This is a genomic window from Homoserinimonas sp. A520, from assembly GCF_054489245.1.
Map to the genome: position 1 here is coordinate 123600 of NZ_JBTMWX010000004.1, position 14295 is coordinate 137894.

Here is a 14295-nt window from a genome sequence, read left to right on the forward strand (position 1 = left end):
ATCGAAAGTGTGGAGTAATGGACAAGAAAGACCTTGAGCTTGCAGGGACCCGAACGATTCCGTGGAAGGACGCCTTGCCGTCAGGGTTGACTGCCCAAGAGGTCGTGTTCGGGCGTGACACCAGCGGTGTGGGCGAGGTTCAGGTTGCGGTTGCCATGGCCTCGGTGAAGCCCACTAAGGGGCACCTGGATACCGCATGGCGCACACGAGGGCTGAACACGGCGATGCCGGTGCTGGTTGCTGCTATTCATTTGAACGGTGTGTGGCTGTATGACGGGAGGGAAGCCCCTCTCGGTCCGATTCCAATCAGTCAGGCACAGCGTCGTCTTCAAGCCGTTCTTGATGACCACGATGGCATCGCTGCTCAGCAGACGATCAAGGCGATTCAAGCCGCGTATTCATCTATTGGTACCGGCGGCTACGTCAACCAGTTTCTTTTCGCTACGTACTACTTAGAAAAAGATGTGAAGCGCCGCCCTGATTGGATGTCTTCGTGTGCGAGCGCCGAACCGCTTCTGGAGAAGCGTGGCAAGGACCTGATCACTAACCTCGGATTCGAGGCCGAACCAGTCGGCAATTCGTCGTCGAGCACACTGGTGCTGCGTGCGGCGTCCGGCTCCCGGCGCGCCGTTGCCGTGCTGTTGGACGAATCTGAGCTGTTCGACCAGAAAAGTAACGCCTATCAGCTCTCTCCCGTTGCGCATGGACTTGAAGTTGCCAGTCGTGAAGAAGTGCCCTGGCTCATGGTGCTGCGGCAGTCGACACTTCGCCTATACCCAGGTCGGGACGGCGTGGGCGTTGGGCAGCGCGGACAGTCAGAGACCTTTTTCGAGCTCGACCTCTCTTTTATCGACAGTGCAGATGCAGGCCTGTTGACGCTCATTTATTCTGCGACTGCACTTGAGCGGGGTGGCCCTGCCGAGCAGATCCTGGAAGGGTCGGCTAGGTACGCGGCGGACCTCGGTGGCCGACTTCGTGATCGCGTCTATGACAATGTGGTGCCGCAAATTGCGATCGCGATTGCGAAGCGCTTGCCTCAACTCGGACTCGAGATTGACTCAGAGGGGGTGAAGGTCGCCTACTCGCTAACTCTCCGCGTTCTATTTCGGTTGCTTTTCCAGGCGTATGGAGAAGACAGCGCACTCCTGCCGGCCGGGCGAAATGGCCATTATGACGCGAACTCTCTCCAGAAGTTTGTCGAACGCGAAATGACGACGTCGCCGGAAGACTTCAGCGAGTCAGCATCGTCGATCTGGTACGACCTAGTGCAGGTATGGGATGCGATCTATAGCGGGAACCCACGCTGGGAGGTTCCGGCCTATGGGGGCAGCATCTTCGACCCAACCACGGTCGAGGGGGCACTGCTCAGGAAGCTCGAACTTCCCGACAGTGTGCTCGGCCCCGCACTTCAAGCAATGCTCACGGAAGTTACCGGCGACGGTGTTCCAGGCCCCGTCGACTTTCGATCGTTGCAGGTTCGAGAGTTCGGCACCATCTATGAGGGCCTCTTGGAGTCTTCCCTTTCGCTCGCAGGCTCCGACCTCGCGGTCAATCGTTCGGGAGCCTATGTCCCGGCGAAAGAAGGTGACGACGTCGCGGCATGGGCTGGGGAGCCCTACTTCCATTCGGCTTCGGGTGAACGGAAGGCGACTGGCTCGTATTTCACCCCGAAGGTAATCGTCGACCACCTCATAGAGCGCTCGATTACACCGGCTCTGAACGCCCATCTGGGCCGAGTCAAGGAGCTCATCAATGCCGGAAAAGATAACGAAGCAGCCACGCTTTTCTGGGACTTCAAGGTTGCAGATCTTGCAATGGGTTCAGCACACTTCCTCGTTGCTGCGGTCGACAAGATAGAACGGGGCATGCGTGACTTTCTCACGGTGACACCTGTTCCTCCCGTTCGCGCAGAACTTGCACGGTTGGCGGAGAAGGCACGCGAAGAGCTTGGCGCGGACGTTGAAGCGGCGGAAGCGATCACCGAGGCGCAGCTCCTACGTCGCCAGGTCGCCCGCCGTTGCATATACGGTCTGGACATCAACCCGCTCGCAGTCGAGCTTTCCCGACTCGCACTCTGGATCCACACCTTTGTGCCTGGACTCCCGATGTCGAGTCTCGACCATGGACTCGTGCTGGCGAACTCACTGACCGGCATCGGCACGGTTGAGGAAGCGCTGAGCGCTCTTGACCCACGTAGGCAGTCTGGGAGTGTTGGGTTCTTCGACTCGATCCTGATTGACGAGCTTCAGGAGGCCAAAGCACGACTCTTGGACTTCGCAAATGCGAGCGAGGCGGACAAGTCCGAGGTTGAGGCCGGTGAACGCCTGTTAGCGGCGGCGCAAGCGGCATCTGCCACGGCTCGTGGCGTTTTCGATGCTGCAGTTGCCCTGCGGAGCGGCGAGATTGAACCACGAGCGCGGTTCATGAGGGAGGACCTCGACGAGCTCCTAGAGGATCCGGCAATTCGGGACACAACGAAGCGGCTTGTACCCGGCCACTTCCCTTACCTCTTTCCGGAAGTTTTCCTCCGAGATGATCCCGGCTTCGACGCCATCGTCGGTAATCCCCCGTGGGACAAGGTCCGTTGGGAGGCTGCCCCCTTCTGGTCAAAGGTCAGTCCAGGGCTCATGGCGCTACCTGACACACAGCGCAAGGCGAGAATCGATGCGCTTCGAATTGAGCGCCCGATTGAGGCGGCTCGTGAGCAGGCCGAGATGGCCGATCGGCAACATCTGCAGGAGTACTTCAAGCGAGTGTTCGAGTGGCGCGGTGGTTCGCACCTGGAACTCGCGCAGCTCATGATGGAGCGTGCGCTGAAGAGCCTTAGGCCGAATGGTCACCTGGGTCTCGTCCTCCCTCGGCAAGCGCTAGTGCTGGCGGGCTGGAAGAGACTTCGCGAAGTTACCTTCACAAATCACGCGGCCACCCTCGTCCAGGCGCGGAATGCGGGAGGCTGGATGTTCGAAGGGGTTGACGCGAGGTATGCCGTTGTTCTCTTATCTGTCGGCCCGAAGGATGACGATCCGGTTCGGGTTGCCGTAGTCGGTTCGGCATCGCACTTGATGGCACTAGACGCGGCAGAAATGGTGGACTTCTCCGTGGTAGAACTCCAGAGTCTTTCCGACACTATGGTCGTTCCGTGGTTTGAGAGCACGTCGGATCGGCAAGTGTTCGACAAGATTCGACGTGGCGCACGCTTGAGCTCCGGCGATGGTTGGATTCACGGTAACTATGAATCCCGTTGGGACTTCACTGCATCAGGGCGGGACCACTCGCTTTCGGAAGTGTCTGCTCGCGATGGAGCGTGGAGCATCATGATGACTCGACATGTTCTCCAATACGGAATTGCATCGGGGATACCTCAGAAACAATTCGTGAACAATCTTGAGCCGGTTATTGCACTTGGGCGAGGGATTGTCCGTGAGGGCACTGATGCGGTTGCGTCTTCACAGCACTCCTTGATCATGATCCGACGACCTAGCCGGAGTGACGACACTCGGACGCTCATCGCAGCAGCACTCCCTGCGAAGGGGTGGCTCCCAAACAATGGATCGGTTCACTCGATTCACCTCCATGGTGCTCCTCCCGCCGAAGCCCAGCTTGGACTACTCGGTCTTATGAACTCCAATGTGGCGGATTGGTGGGTTCGACGATTCGCCGACCGGCATGTCACGGCACCTGTGATCAACAATTTGCCTCTCCCAGAATCAAGCGCCGAAGCGATTAGTGAAATTGCGGATCGGGTGGTGCATCTACTAGTTGCCGCCGGATACCAAACATTGGCCGGCGGCATCGATGTCGAGCAGCGCGCAGCCGCGTCGTCCTACGCACACGAGTCCCGTGACGACCATCTCGCGGCAATCGAGGGCCTAGTCGCTTTCGGTCATGGGCTCACGGAGGGCGACTTGGCAGTAATCCGATCGGATTTCTCCGCCGCGGGTATGCCACAAGGCGTATTCGACAAGGCGCTCATTCGACTGGCTAGTTTGTGGGAGGGTAATCAATGACTGACCAGCTTCCGGTATTTGCGACAAACCGCATTGCACCGCCAATGACGGTTGGTGAAGAAATCAATCGGCTGCTGCGCGTGAACCGAGAGGCACTCGCCACACCACCGAGCGCGGCAATCGCGACCGCATATGTGAACCCACCCGGCTTCATGCTCATTGCGGACGAGCTCGAACGCCTGCCGCGCATTCGGATTCTCCTCGGCGCCGAACCGATCCCCGACCCGCAGATCCGGCTAGAACCCGATGCACCCGCGCGAGAGCGGCTCCGAACCGCCCTCGCGGACCACAACACCTGGCTCAAGGCGGAGCGGGACGCACTCGGCTTCGAGATCAAAGCGACGCAGAACGCCAAGAGACTCGTTTCCTGGCTTCGGGCTGCGGACGAAGCTGGCGACCCAGTTGTTGAAATCCGCCGCTACACGGGAGGTTTCCTTCACGGCAAGGCGTACATCAGCAATCATCCAACCCATCCCGCGTTCCTTGCGGGCTCCAGCAACCTCACGCTTGCCGGGCTCACCCGAAACGCTGAACTCAACGTCGGCTCCTCCGGAACTCACGGGTCGACACCCCAGGTCATCGACTGGTTCGAGGAGTGTTGGGCCGACAGCGAAGTGTACGATCTCGCGCAGCTCTACGAACCGCTCTGGGCAGAACACACCCCGTGGACAATCTTCCTGCGCATGCTGTGGGAACGCTACGGTGCCAACCTCGACGACGAGACCGCTGGCCCCACACGGTTCGAGCTCACGCGATTCCAAGCCGACGGGGTCAAGCGCATGCGGCGCCTGCTCGACGAGATCGGTGGAGTGCTCGTTGCCGACGAAGTGGGCCTCGGCAAGACTTTCCTCGCGCTGGAAGTCATAGCCGCCGCCACAGAAGAGCAGCGTCAGAGGGTTCTCGTCGCAGCTCCAGCCGCACTCAAAGCAAGCGTGTGGGACCCCATCATTGATCACTACAACATGAGCCGCCGCGTAACCGTGCACTCCTATGAGGAGATACGCAATCGGATGGACCCCGAGCACCCGGGGCACCGCGACTTCTATGACCGCGCCGAAGACGCCGCGCTCATCATCGTCGACGAAGCTCACAACCTTCGTAATGCAGGCGCTGCCCGGTCGGCGGCGCTCGACCGGATCATCCTGGCCGGCAAGCACCCGAAGAAAGTCGTACTCCTCACAGCAACGCCGGTGAACAACTCCCTTATTGACCTTGAAACTCTAGTCAAGTACTTCATTCGCGATGATGCCCGCTTCGCGTCCATCGGCATCTCCTCGATCCGCCAGTACATTCGTAATGCTCAGAAACTTGACCCAGAAGCGCTGACACCGGGTCACCTGTTCGACCTCATGGATCAGGTCGCGGTGCGTCGCACTCGCCGATTCGTGAAAGACAACTACCAAGGTGAAACCGTGCCAGGGCCGGGAGGCAAGAAAATTCCCGTAGAGTTCCCGGACGCCAAAGTGCGACGAGTCGACTATGAACTCGACGCCAGCGGCGAGAAACTCGTCGACGCGGTCACCTACGCTCTTGATATTCCCGACGAGGAGGTCCATGCAGCCTCGTTCGAAGTGCGACGCGATGATCCCGAACGTCTCCTTCTATCCCGCTATGCGCCCAGCGCCTACCTTCTGAGCGAAGAACTCAATGCCACCCAGGTGTCCAACATGGGGCTGCTGCGATCTGCCTTGCTGAAACGCCTCGAATCGTCACCAACGGCATTGAAAGCAACCCTTGGTGTGCTGATCACCGCCCACGAAGGATTCCTTTCCGCACTTGCGCAAGGGCATGTGCTCATCGGCGGCGCGCTGCGGGATTACGTCAACTCCGAGTCAGAGGATCTTGAGGAGATCATAGAAGGGCTCGATGCGGATGCCGAACACCAGGCAACGCCGGCTAGCCTTTATCGCGCTGAACTGCTCAGGAGTGACGTCGCACTGGATCTGGGACTGTTGAGACAGCTCCGCGAGCTAGCCGTGGTTGCGGCTGCGGCAGCGCCGAAAGTCAAGCGCCTAGTCGGAGAGCTCAGCCAGATTGCGGCGGCGGCGGATCGGGTGAGCCCCAAGGGCATCTCCTCAGCCGACAGGCGGAAGGTCATCGTATTCTCCACATACGCGGACACCATCCGGGATCTACACGAACGGTTGTCGGCGGCTCTTGACTCTGCCAGCGACAACTCACCTCTTGCCGCGTACCGGGGTCGTCTGGCACCGGCCATCATCGGTGAATACGCTTCAGGCAAGGCCGGGGGAATCCATCAGTCCGCCCGCGCAAGCGCCATCGCAAATTTCGCGCCGCGCACAGCGGGCCGGCTCAATGATGCTGGAGTTCCTCTGGATGATGATGAGTACGACATCCTGCTCACCACCGATGTGCTGGCTGAAGGTGTCAACCTGCAGCAGGCCGGGGAGATCGTTAATTACGACTTGCCATGGAACCCGATGCGCATCGTGCAGCGCCACGGCCGCGTCGACCGGATCGGCAGCGAACACCCAGAGATCCATCTCGGTGTGTTCTTCCCGTCGAAGCACCTCGATGAGTTCCTTCGTCTAGAACTGACCCTGGTACGCAAGCTCAAACAGGCGGATGCGGCGATCGGAACCGGCACAGTGCTCCCGGGTATTAACTCTTACGGCCCTCGCGACCACTACGACCCCGATGATCTCGTCGACGAGATCGAGGCTCTCGTGGAGACGGGTGGTGGTTCGGCGGCAGGGTCTGGTGAGGAGTACCGGAGACGGCTCGCGAATGCACTGGACGCGGATAGTGGCCTGCAGCGGCGATTGGAGGGACTGCCGCATGCGGTTGGTAGCGGATTCCAGAATCCCGAGGTCGAAGGCAACGCGTTCGTCTTCTGCATGAGAATGGGCGACAGCGGCCGAGTCTGGTTCCGAAACGTCAAAGCCGGCTTGGACTGGACGCCGCCTGCAGGTGAGAAGGGTCTCGTCGCGGTTGAAGACGAAACTCTCACGTCATTAGTGACTGCTGATCCGGGAGGGGTTGATCGACCGCGGTGGCTTCCGGAAGAGGCTTTTCGCGCCGCATACGATGCTTGGGCGCTCGCTCGCGATCACGCGTTCGAAGAATGGATGAATAGCACGGACCCGAATGCGCTCGCAGCACCCCTGCCACTATCCTTCCGTGAAGCTGCGCAGATTGCCATTGACCACGGTGGCTCGCTGGGCGCCTCGGGGCAGGGCGAGCTGGTCCGTCGCCTGAAGTCTGTGCCAAGCACGAAGGCTTCACGCGCGATGCGCCAAGCGCTTCGCGCTGAGGGGAAACCGACCGAGCGAATCGCGGCCATCATCGACGTTCTTGACGAATTTGGGATCCAGCCTGCGGGGAAAGTTGAACCACTCCCGCCCATCAGCAAGGAGGACGTCCGACTGATCGCGTGGATGGCCGTGGAAGGTACAAAGGCTACTTCGAGCTGACCACGTCGTCGAACCGGACCCGATGGAACACCGTGTCCAAAGTTGGTAGTGCCGATGCACATTTGGTGACCGCTCGCTCAGCAAGCGATGCCGTCGCCGTCGCGGTCCAGGTCGTAGATGTCGACACCAACAACAGTGACCGGGCCGCGGACGTACTCCGGCCCATTCCCGCTGCCGCCTGCGCAGTCCACGTCGCTCGCTATCGGCACGCACGCACCCGCATAGTTCGGGTCACAGCCAGGCGCGGCCGGCGCCGGTTCAGGTACAGGAACAGGTGCAGGAACAGGCACGACCACCGGGACAGGGTCTACCAGCATTGCGGGCGCATCCGCACACGAACTCAGCACGCGAGTCATCGCCTCGTGCTCCGCCTTTGTCACCCACAGCTCGTACGACGCCTTCACCGACACCTGGTGCGAGACATACGTGCACCGGAACGACTTCGACTTTGGCAGCCAGGTCGCCGTGTCGCCCGCCCCCTTCTGCGAGTTCGACGCACCATCCACTGCGAACAGGTTCATCGGGTCATTGGCGAACGCGATCCTCTGGTCCTGGCTCAGCTGCTGCGCACCCGTCTGCCACGCATTAGCAAGCGCCACCACGTGGTCGATCTGCACGGCCATCGATGTCTTATTGCCGCGCACAAAGTTGATGGTCTCGCCCGTGTACGGCGACGCCAGCACTCCACTGGTCACCTTGCATGGCCCGCTCCTCACGGTCGACGCAAAGTCACGCTGCAGGATGTCGTTGCGGGTATCGCAGCCGTTGCGGTCCACATCCAGCCACGCGCTGCCGAACATGCCGGTGCGGTCGTAGCCGGTCATCGGCGACTTGCCCTTCACCGGCAACGTCGCCAACAGCGCGAGGGCTGTTGAGTCGCCACCGGATGCCGCCGGCTGGGTGGTCGGGGAGGCGACCGGTTCTGGCTCGGGCGCCGGAGCATCCGCCACCGTCGCCTTTGGTGTCTGCGTCGGTTTCGGTGCTGGCGATTCCGCGCTCGCCAGCGACTCGTCAGCGCGCGGCGGTAGCAGGGTCGCGCCAACCCCCATCACGACAACGGAAACCGCCAACACGACGGCCGCCACCTTGCGCCCAGGGATGGAAGCCCAGCCCACTCGGCCGGTCGCGACCGAGTACAGGGCGGTGGCCACCGCGATGAGACCCCACGCGAGCAGTAGCCCGCCAAGCCCGCCGGATGCGACACCCGCGATGGTGAAGACCACCACCAGCGGCGTCACCACCCAGAAACTCGCGCCGAACTTCGGCCGCCACGGCGCTCTGCCCACGACATCCCCCTAGGTACGCCTACACGTTAGGGGGAGAAGTGGGTGCCGGCGCAGACCCAGTGAGGGTGTCGTCGCGCGGCGGGCTCGGTTCGCGTCATGCTTCGTGCGGCGCTACTCGACCAGCAAGGGCGTCAGTCGTCGGTACTCAAGATCACCCGGCCGCTCCGGTCGAGGATCATCCCATCGGGGAACGCCTTCTTGCCGCCGTCGAGGATGAGACCGGCTGCGCGCAGCGGTGTCATCCCTGATGCAACGAGCTCCGGCCAGAGCACCCAGTCGGATGCCCTGATGTAGCGGCCCTCCGGCCCTCCGGGGTTTCCCCTGTGCGAGTACAGAAGGCGGTGGTCCCGCCCTCCACTCAGGCTGGTGCTGATGCACATTCGCAGCAGGTAGTACTGCTCCGGAGTGAAGCCGGCGTTCTCGAAGTCGTGCGCGACCTCCACCCACTCAGTGATGTTCGTGTACCCATCCCGTTGCACCGCACGGGCCGTGTAGATCATCGGGAACGTTCCGAACCACACCGGCGGATAGTCCAACTGCATCTGACACCAGCGCACCCGACGCTCGTGCGGAATCGGATCCCACTTGGCTTGTGCTGTTGCCAACCCCGTGGCATCCGCATCAAAATTTTGAGGCATGGCGCCTCCCTCCCGGAGGCACACACCCCCATCGACTTGCCGGCGACGGATGCCGCAGGCCAGTTCTTCCCCTGGGGCACCCCGCACGATGGAGAGGGTTGCCGGACGGCCAGCCAGGTACCTACGGCCGTCACTCTTGAACCTGGGCACCACTGTAGCGGCGAGCGCAGACATCCGCCCCGCTCTGGGGATCCCGCCCGTCGCAGGGCTCTGCCATAATCGCGGCATGAGCGACAACCCGGCACAACCCGCACAGCCATACGGACCTTCCCAGACCATCTACCAGCAGGTGGTGCGTCCGCCGTCGAACGGCATGGCCGTCGCCGCCCTGGTGCTCGGCATCGTCGCCATCGCCGTAGGTGTGTGGAGCGTCATCCCAATCCTTGGGCTGGTGGCGGCGTTCTTCGCGTTCGCCCCAGGCGTGCTCGCGGTGATCTTCGGCGTGATTGGACGCACCCGTTCACGAGCGCTCGGCGGACTCGGACGTGGGCAGGCGCTTGCTGGGCTCGTGCTCGGCGCGGTAACCCTTGGCATCATGGTGCTCACCACGATGGGGTGGATACTGCTGTCGATCCCGGCCGGTTACAGCTACTCGTAGGCCCCCTTCGACAAGCTCAGGGAGCGGTAGTCTCGACCAGCAATCGCGCTACGCCGTCTGGCCGGCGTGCTCTCCCTCGGCGAACTCCTCCACAATCTTCGCGTTGAACGCCGGCAGATCGTCCGGCCCGCGGCTCGAGACGAGTCCCTGGTCGACCACGACCTCCTTGTCCACCCAGTCAGCACCCGCGTTGCGCAGGTCGGTCTTCAGGCTTGGGTACGAGGTGAGTGTGCGACCACTCACCACCTCGGCATCGGTCAGAATCCACGCACCGTGGCAGATCACGCCGACCGGCTTGTGCTGGCCGAAGACAGCCTTCACGAACGAGACGGATGCGTCATCCATCCGCAGGTGGTCCGAATTGACGACGCCGCCAGGCAATACCAAGGCGTCGAAGGCGGATGCGTCGGCATCGCCAGAAATCACGTCCACCGACTGGTCATGACCATTCTTGCCCTCGATGGAACCGGACAGCGGCGAAACCAGAACGGCGGAGGCACCGGCATCCGTCACCGCCTGCCACGGGCTCGTCAACTCGGAATCCTCGAAACCGTTGGTGGCGAGGAACGCGATCGTCTTACCGGTCAGGCTCGGCATGGGAACTCCTTTGCTTGAGATTCCACGGTACGGCGACGAGGTTGCCGGCCGAGCGAATCCCACGAAGCTTGCAGGGAGTAGTCAGGCCGCAAGAAGAATTTTCTTGACGCCGGCTCAAACCTGAGTATTGTCGTTGTCACCCGTTTGGGGGGTGCGGCGTCCACATCGCAAACCCTGAAGGAGTAATCGTGTTCAAGAAATCCCTCATTACAGTCGGCATCGCGGCCGGGCTCGTCTTGGCGCCCACGGCCGCTTACGCCCTGGACTGTGTCAACGTCTCACGTCCACCGGCCGCATGCGGCTCGGACTGTACCGACGGGCCCGTCTTCAAAGGCAACTGGGCCTGGCTGCCCAGCGTCTTCCCGGGAGCTCCGGAAGGATGGGTGTTCGTTCCTCCGGGAACCGTGCCGGATCTGCCGGGCGCGAACGGGAACTACCAGAGTGGGGAAGGCTACGCGTTGCTGGTGAATGCCATTTGCGACTCCCAGGGCTCCGTGCTGGTGAACCGGCAGACCGAGCACGGGATCCAACTCATGGAGGGTTGCGCCTAGAAGCCGCTGGTCTCCAGACATCGCTGACGCCGGGCATCCGCCCCTGTAGGAAAGCGGATGCCCGGCGCCGGCGGCACGCAGCTTGTCGATCGCGTCGGGGATCAGGGGTAGGTGTCGAGAGTCGCCTCGGGGCGGTCAAAGTTGCCCTTGTGGTGCGGGCGACGGGCGCGCATACTTTCCCGCACGCAGACCGAGCAAAGGAGCTCCGTCATGGCCAACAGCCGCACCGTTCTTCAGGACGTCGGGTCGAGCGGCAAGACGCTCGCAATCTTCGGGGACGGGTTCGCCGCCGGTGCCGACCAAACCACCTACAACAATTACGTGCGCGACGAGGTCATGCGCGACGTTTTCCTCCGCGACGCCTTCAACGAAGACATCTCCGCGTGGAATATCGTGCGCGTCAACCTGGAATCGAACAATTCCGGCGTCAGCACGCGCAACTGGAACCTGATGGGCACCCCGAGCAATCTCGCTGACGACACCTTCACCGAGAACATCGTCGACACCGCCCTCGACATCATCTCCAGCGGCGAGTGGTGGCACAACTGGTTCGAGGATGGCGACGACACGGCGTGCAACCTGCTGCTTGCCCGCGCCATCTGGGCGCCCAATGCGGACTTCGTGCTCATCGTCGTGAACTCCACGCGTTCGGGTGGGCTCCGTTCCGGCGACGTGCTCAAAGTCACCACCCAGGAGTCGGCCGCCGTCATCGCCCATGAGTTCGGCCACGGGTTCGCCAACCTGGCCGACGAGTACAGCGCCACCGGCAAGGGAGCATACACGGGCTCGGAGCCGGGCCGGGTGAACGTGACGATCGAGACCAGGCGGTCCAAGATCAAGTGGCGTCAGTACATAGCGCCGGGCACCCCGGTGCCGACCGGCACGGGCGCAAATTCCGGGTACACGGCGGGCACCAAGCCGGCCGGTTGGGACGACCAAACGGATGCCGGCCTGTTCGAAGGAGCGAACACCTTCGAAACCCGAATCTACCGGCCAGCCGTCAACTGTCGGATGCGCCACAACGCCGACGAGTTCTGCCCGGTCTGCTACACCGAGATGAAGAAGCAGCATCACGATGAGACGGGTCGCACCTTCCGCACCACGGTGACCGGCCGGTTCACCGGCACCGGGCGCAGCGAATTCTTCGGCATCGACCGTCGCGGGCTCAGCCTCTATCGGGCCGACGGCGCTCGGTGGGAGCACGTGCGAAGCACGGCCGGCATCATCCCCGGAGGCTGGGGCATCCGGCCCGGGGATGTCTATGTCGCCGGCGACTTCGACGGCGACGGCCGCGACGAACTGGTCGTCTACAACCCCACCTGGTGGACCATCCCGCTGCTCGGCCTGATCAAGGTGGCGGCCGACGGCAGCCTGCGGCTGATCCGCCGCTACGACGCCGACCTCCCGGGCTGGGGCGGGTTCGCCCGCAACGACCGCTTCCTGGTCGGCGACTTCGACGGGGACGGCCGCGACGACCTGCTCGTGACCAACTTCACCGACTGGTCCATGCCCTACGTCGCCACCCTGATCTCCACCGGAACCGGGTTCACTCTCACCCGGCGTTACGACGGGGACATCCCCGGCTGGGGCGGCATGCGCCGCCGCGACCAGGTGCAGCTCGGGGACTTCTCCGGCAGCGGACGCAGCGACGTGCTCATCTGGAACGCGGAGGACTGGTCATCCATCTACCTCGGCCTGTGCCGGATGCAGCGCGGCGGGCTGCGGTGCATCCGCATGTACACCGACGACCTGCCGGGGTGGGGCGGCTTCGCCAAGCACGACCAAATCTACATCGGCGACTTCAACGCGGACGGCCGAGACGACCTCTACCTGTTCAACGGACGGGACTGGTCCGAGGCCTACCTCGGCATGTTCCGCTCCACCGGCAGCGCCTTCGCGTATCAGCGTCGCTACGACGGCGATGTTCCCGGCTGGGGCGGCATGCGCGAGCACGACCGATTCCTGCCGGTCGACCTCACCGGCGACGGGCGGATCGGCCTGTTCGCCTGGAACATGGTCGACTGGGGCCCGAAATACGCCGGCCGGATGCGGTCCACCGGCACCGCGCTGGTCGCGGACTGGCGGGAGGACTGGGTGGGCGAATGGCACCTCGGCAGCCTCGATCGGTTCACCACGGTGCCACCGGCGGCCCGGCGCATCGTGGTGACGGATATCGGCGACCGCGCCCCAGTGATCTCCCGCCGCCTCGCCACTGACCACATCCTGGTGCCCCGCGGCCCCGAGCGCGTGATCGCACACAACCGGGACTGGCTCGGCACCATCCGCACGGCCAGCCCGCTCACCCTCGACAGCATCTACTACCGCTGGGTGCACAACTACCGGCACGGCCGCAACTGGTGACGGTTGCGGTGGAGGGATAGACCATGGACGAGACCGAGCGCAGCAAGAAGCGCATTGAAGAGCCGGACGAGAAGGCTGCCACCGAGCATCCGGCCGCATCGAACGGGGTGGCCGCCGGCTCGCTCAAGGGCCGGCCGCTCGAGCCCGAACTGACCGGCCGGGCGAAGCCGTCAGTGGCGGATGCCACGAAGCAGGCCGTGCAGTCCGACCGTGAGGTGGGCAGGGGAGACCTGCCGCTGCCCCCGGAAGCGGACAGGGAGGCACACGAGATGGACGGCCGCAGCCTCGGGCTGCGCCTGGAGGTCAGCGGCGACCGGATCACGGTGCTCGACTCGCTGGAGGTCGACGTGCCGACCTTCACCCCGGAGCGCGTTCGCGGGACCGACTTCCTCGCGGTGCAGAGCGGGGACGAGATTCTGGCGATGAAGCCGCTGATCGACCCGGGCATCGCCGTCGGCATCCCCGACCGGAACGACACTGAATTCCGCGGCCACCGGGAGATGGTGCTCGACACTTACGAGCTCACGGTGCTGCTGCCGCTCGACGCGATCGAGCGCCTCACCGCTCGCGACCTGCAGGGCTCTCCGGACCGCACCGACCAGCCGGAGAGCGCGGTGGAGATCGTCATGTACCGCTCCGCGGAGACGAGCGAGATGCAGCCGGGGCGGCAGGCCGCGATCCGGGGGCGCGATGACCTGGAGGTCGTCGCATCCTCCGGTCAGCTCACCCTGGACACCCTACGCGGAACCGGCTGGGCCGACGCCAGGCGCCGGCGGGACGACGTGAAGCCGCGGCCGAAGCAGGAGGATGTGGAGGAGTAGCG

Annotated in this window: 9 protein-coding genes and 1 riboswitch; of the genes, 6 read left to right on the top strand and 3 right to left on the bottom strand. The window is 63.1% G+C overall.

Features of this window, described 5'->3' with window-relative positions; all coding sequences use genetic code 11:
- Positions 1-17 precede the first annotated feature (17 nt).
- Positions 18-4007, top strand: a complete 3990-nt coding sequence (locus tag ACX3PH_RS11635) for an Eco57I restriction-modification methylase domain-containing protein (protein WP_459092666.1) — start codon at positions 18-20, stop codon at positions 4005-4007.
- Positions 4004-7441 carry an SNF2-related protein gene (locus ACX3PH_RS11640; protein WP_459092668.1) on the top strand — a complete coding sequence of 1146 codons (3438 nt, stop codon included), beginning with the start codon at positions 4004-4006 and terminating at the stop codon, positions 7439-7441. Before ACX3PH_RS11635 ends, ACX3PH_RS11640 begins: the two co-directional genes overlap by 4 nt.
- Positions 7442-7518: 77 nt before the next feature.
- On the opposite strand, the gene ACX3PH_RS11645 is transcribed toward ACX3PH_RS11640, so the two are convergent.
- Both ACX3PH_RS11645 and ACX3PH_RS11650 read right to left on the bottom strand, forming a co-directional pair.
- Positions 7519-8727, bottom strand: a complete 1209-nt coding sequence (locus ACX3PH_RS11645; protein ID WP_459092671.1) for an HNH endonuclease family protein — start codon at positions 8725-8727, stop codon at positions 7519-7521.
- A 131-nt stretch (positions 8728-8858) separates the two neighbouring features.
- Positions 8859-9365: a hypothetical protein gene (locus ACX3PH_RS11650; protein WP_459092673.1), complete on the bottom strand. Its 507-nt coding sequence runs from the start codon at positions 9363-9365 to the stop codon at positions 8859-8861.
- Between the two features lie 27 nt (positions 9366-9392).
- Positions 9393-9507: riboswitch (SAM riboswitch) on the bottom strand.
- 84 nt (positions 9508-9591) lie between these two features.
- Here ACX3PH_RS11650 and ACX3PH_RS11655 point away from each other — a divergent pair.
- On the top strand, positions 9592-9963 hold the full coding sequence (locus ACX3PH_RS11655) for a DUF4190 domain-containing protein (RefSeq protein ID WP_459092674.1): 372 nt from the start codon (positions 9592-9594) through the stop codon (positions 9961-9963).
- A gap of 48 nt (positions 9964-10011) precedes the next feature.
- Here ACX3PH_RS11655 and ACX3PH_RS11660 read toward each other — a convergent pair whose 3' ends face one another.
- Positions 10012-10560, bottom strand: coding sequence for a type 1 glutamine amidotransferase domain-containing protein (locus tag ACX3PH_RS11660; RefSeq protein ID WP_459092676.1), 549 nt, complete (start codon positions 10558-10560; stop codon positions 10012-10014).
- Between the two features lie 188 nt (positions 10561-10748).
- Here ACX3PH_RS11660 and ACX3PH_RS11665 point away from each other — a divergent pair, with 188 nt between their 5' ends.
- The 3 genes from ACX3PH_RS11665 to ACX3PH_RS11675 all read left to right on the top strand — a co-directional run bounded on the left by ACX3PH_RS11665 (position 10749) and on the right by ACX3PH_RS11675 (position 14293).
- Positions 10749-11111, top strand: a complete 363-nt coding sequence (locus ACX3PH_RS11665; RefSeq protein ID WP_459092678.1) for a hypothetical protein — start codon at positions 10749-10751, stop codon at positions 11109-11111.
- A 210-nt stretch (positions 11112-11321) separates the two neighbouring features.
- Positions 11322-13472 (top strand): M64 family metallopeptidase, encoded by a 2151-nt coding sequence (locus ACX3PH_RS11670; protein ID WP_459092680.1) that lies wholly within the window; start codon positions 11322-11324, stop codon positions 13470-13472.
- Positions 13473-13495: 23 nt separating this feature from the next.
- Positions 13496-14293, top strand: coding sequence for a hypothetical protein (locus ACX3PH_RS11675; RefSeq protein ID WP_459092682.1), 798 nt, complete (start codon positions 13496-13498; stop codon positions 14291-14293).
- Positions 14294-14295 lie beyond the last annotated feature (2 nt).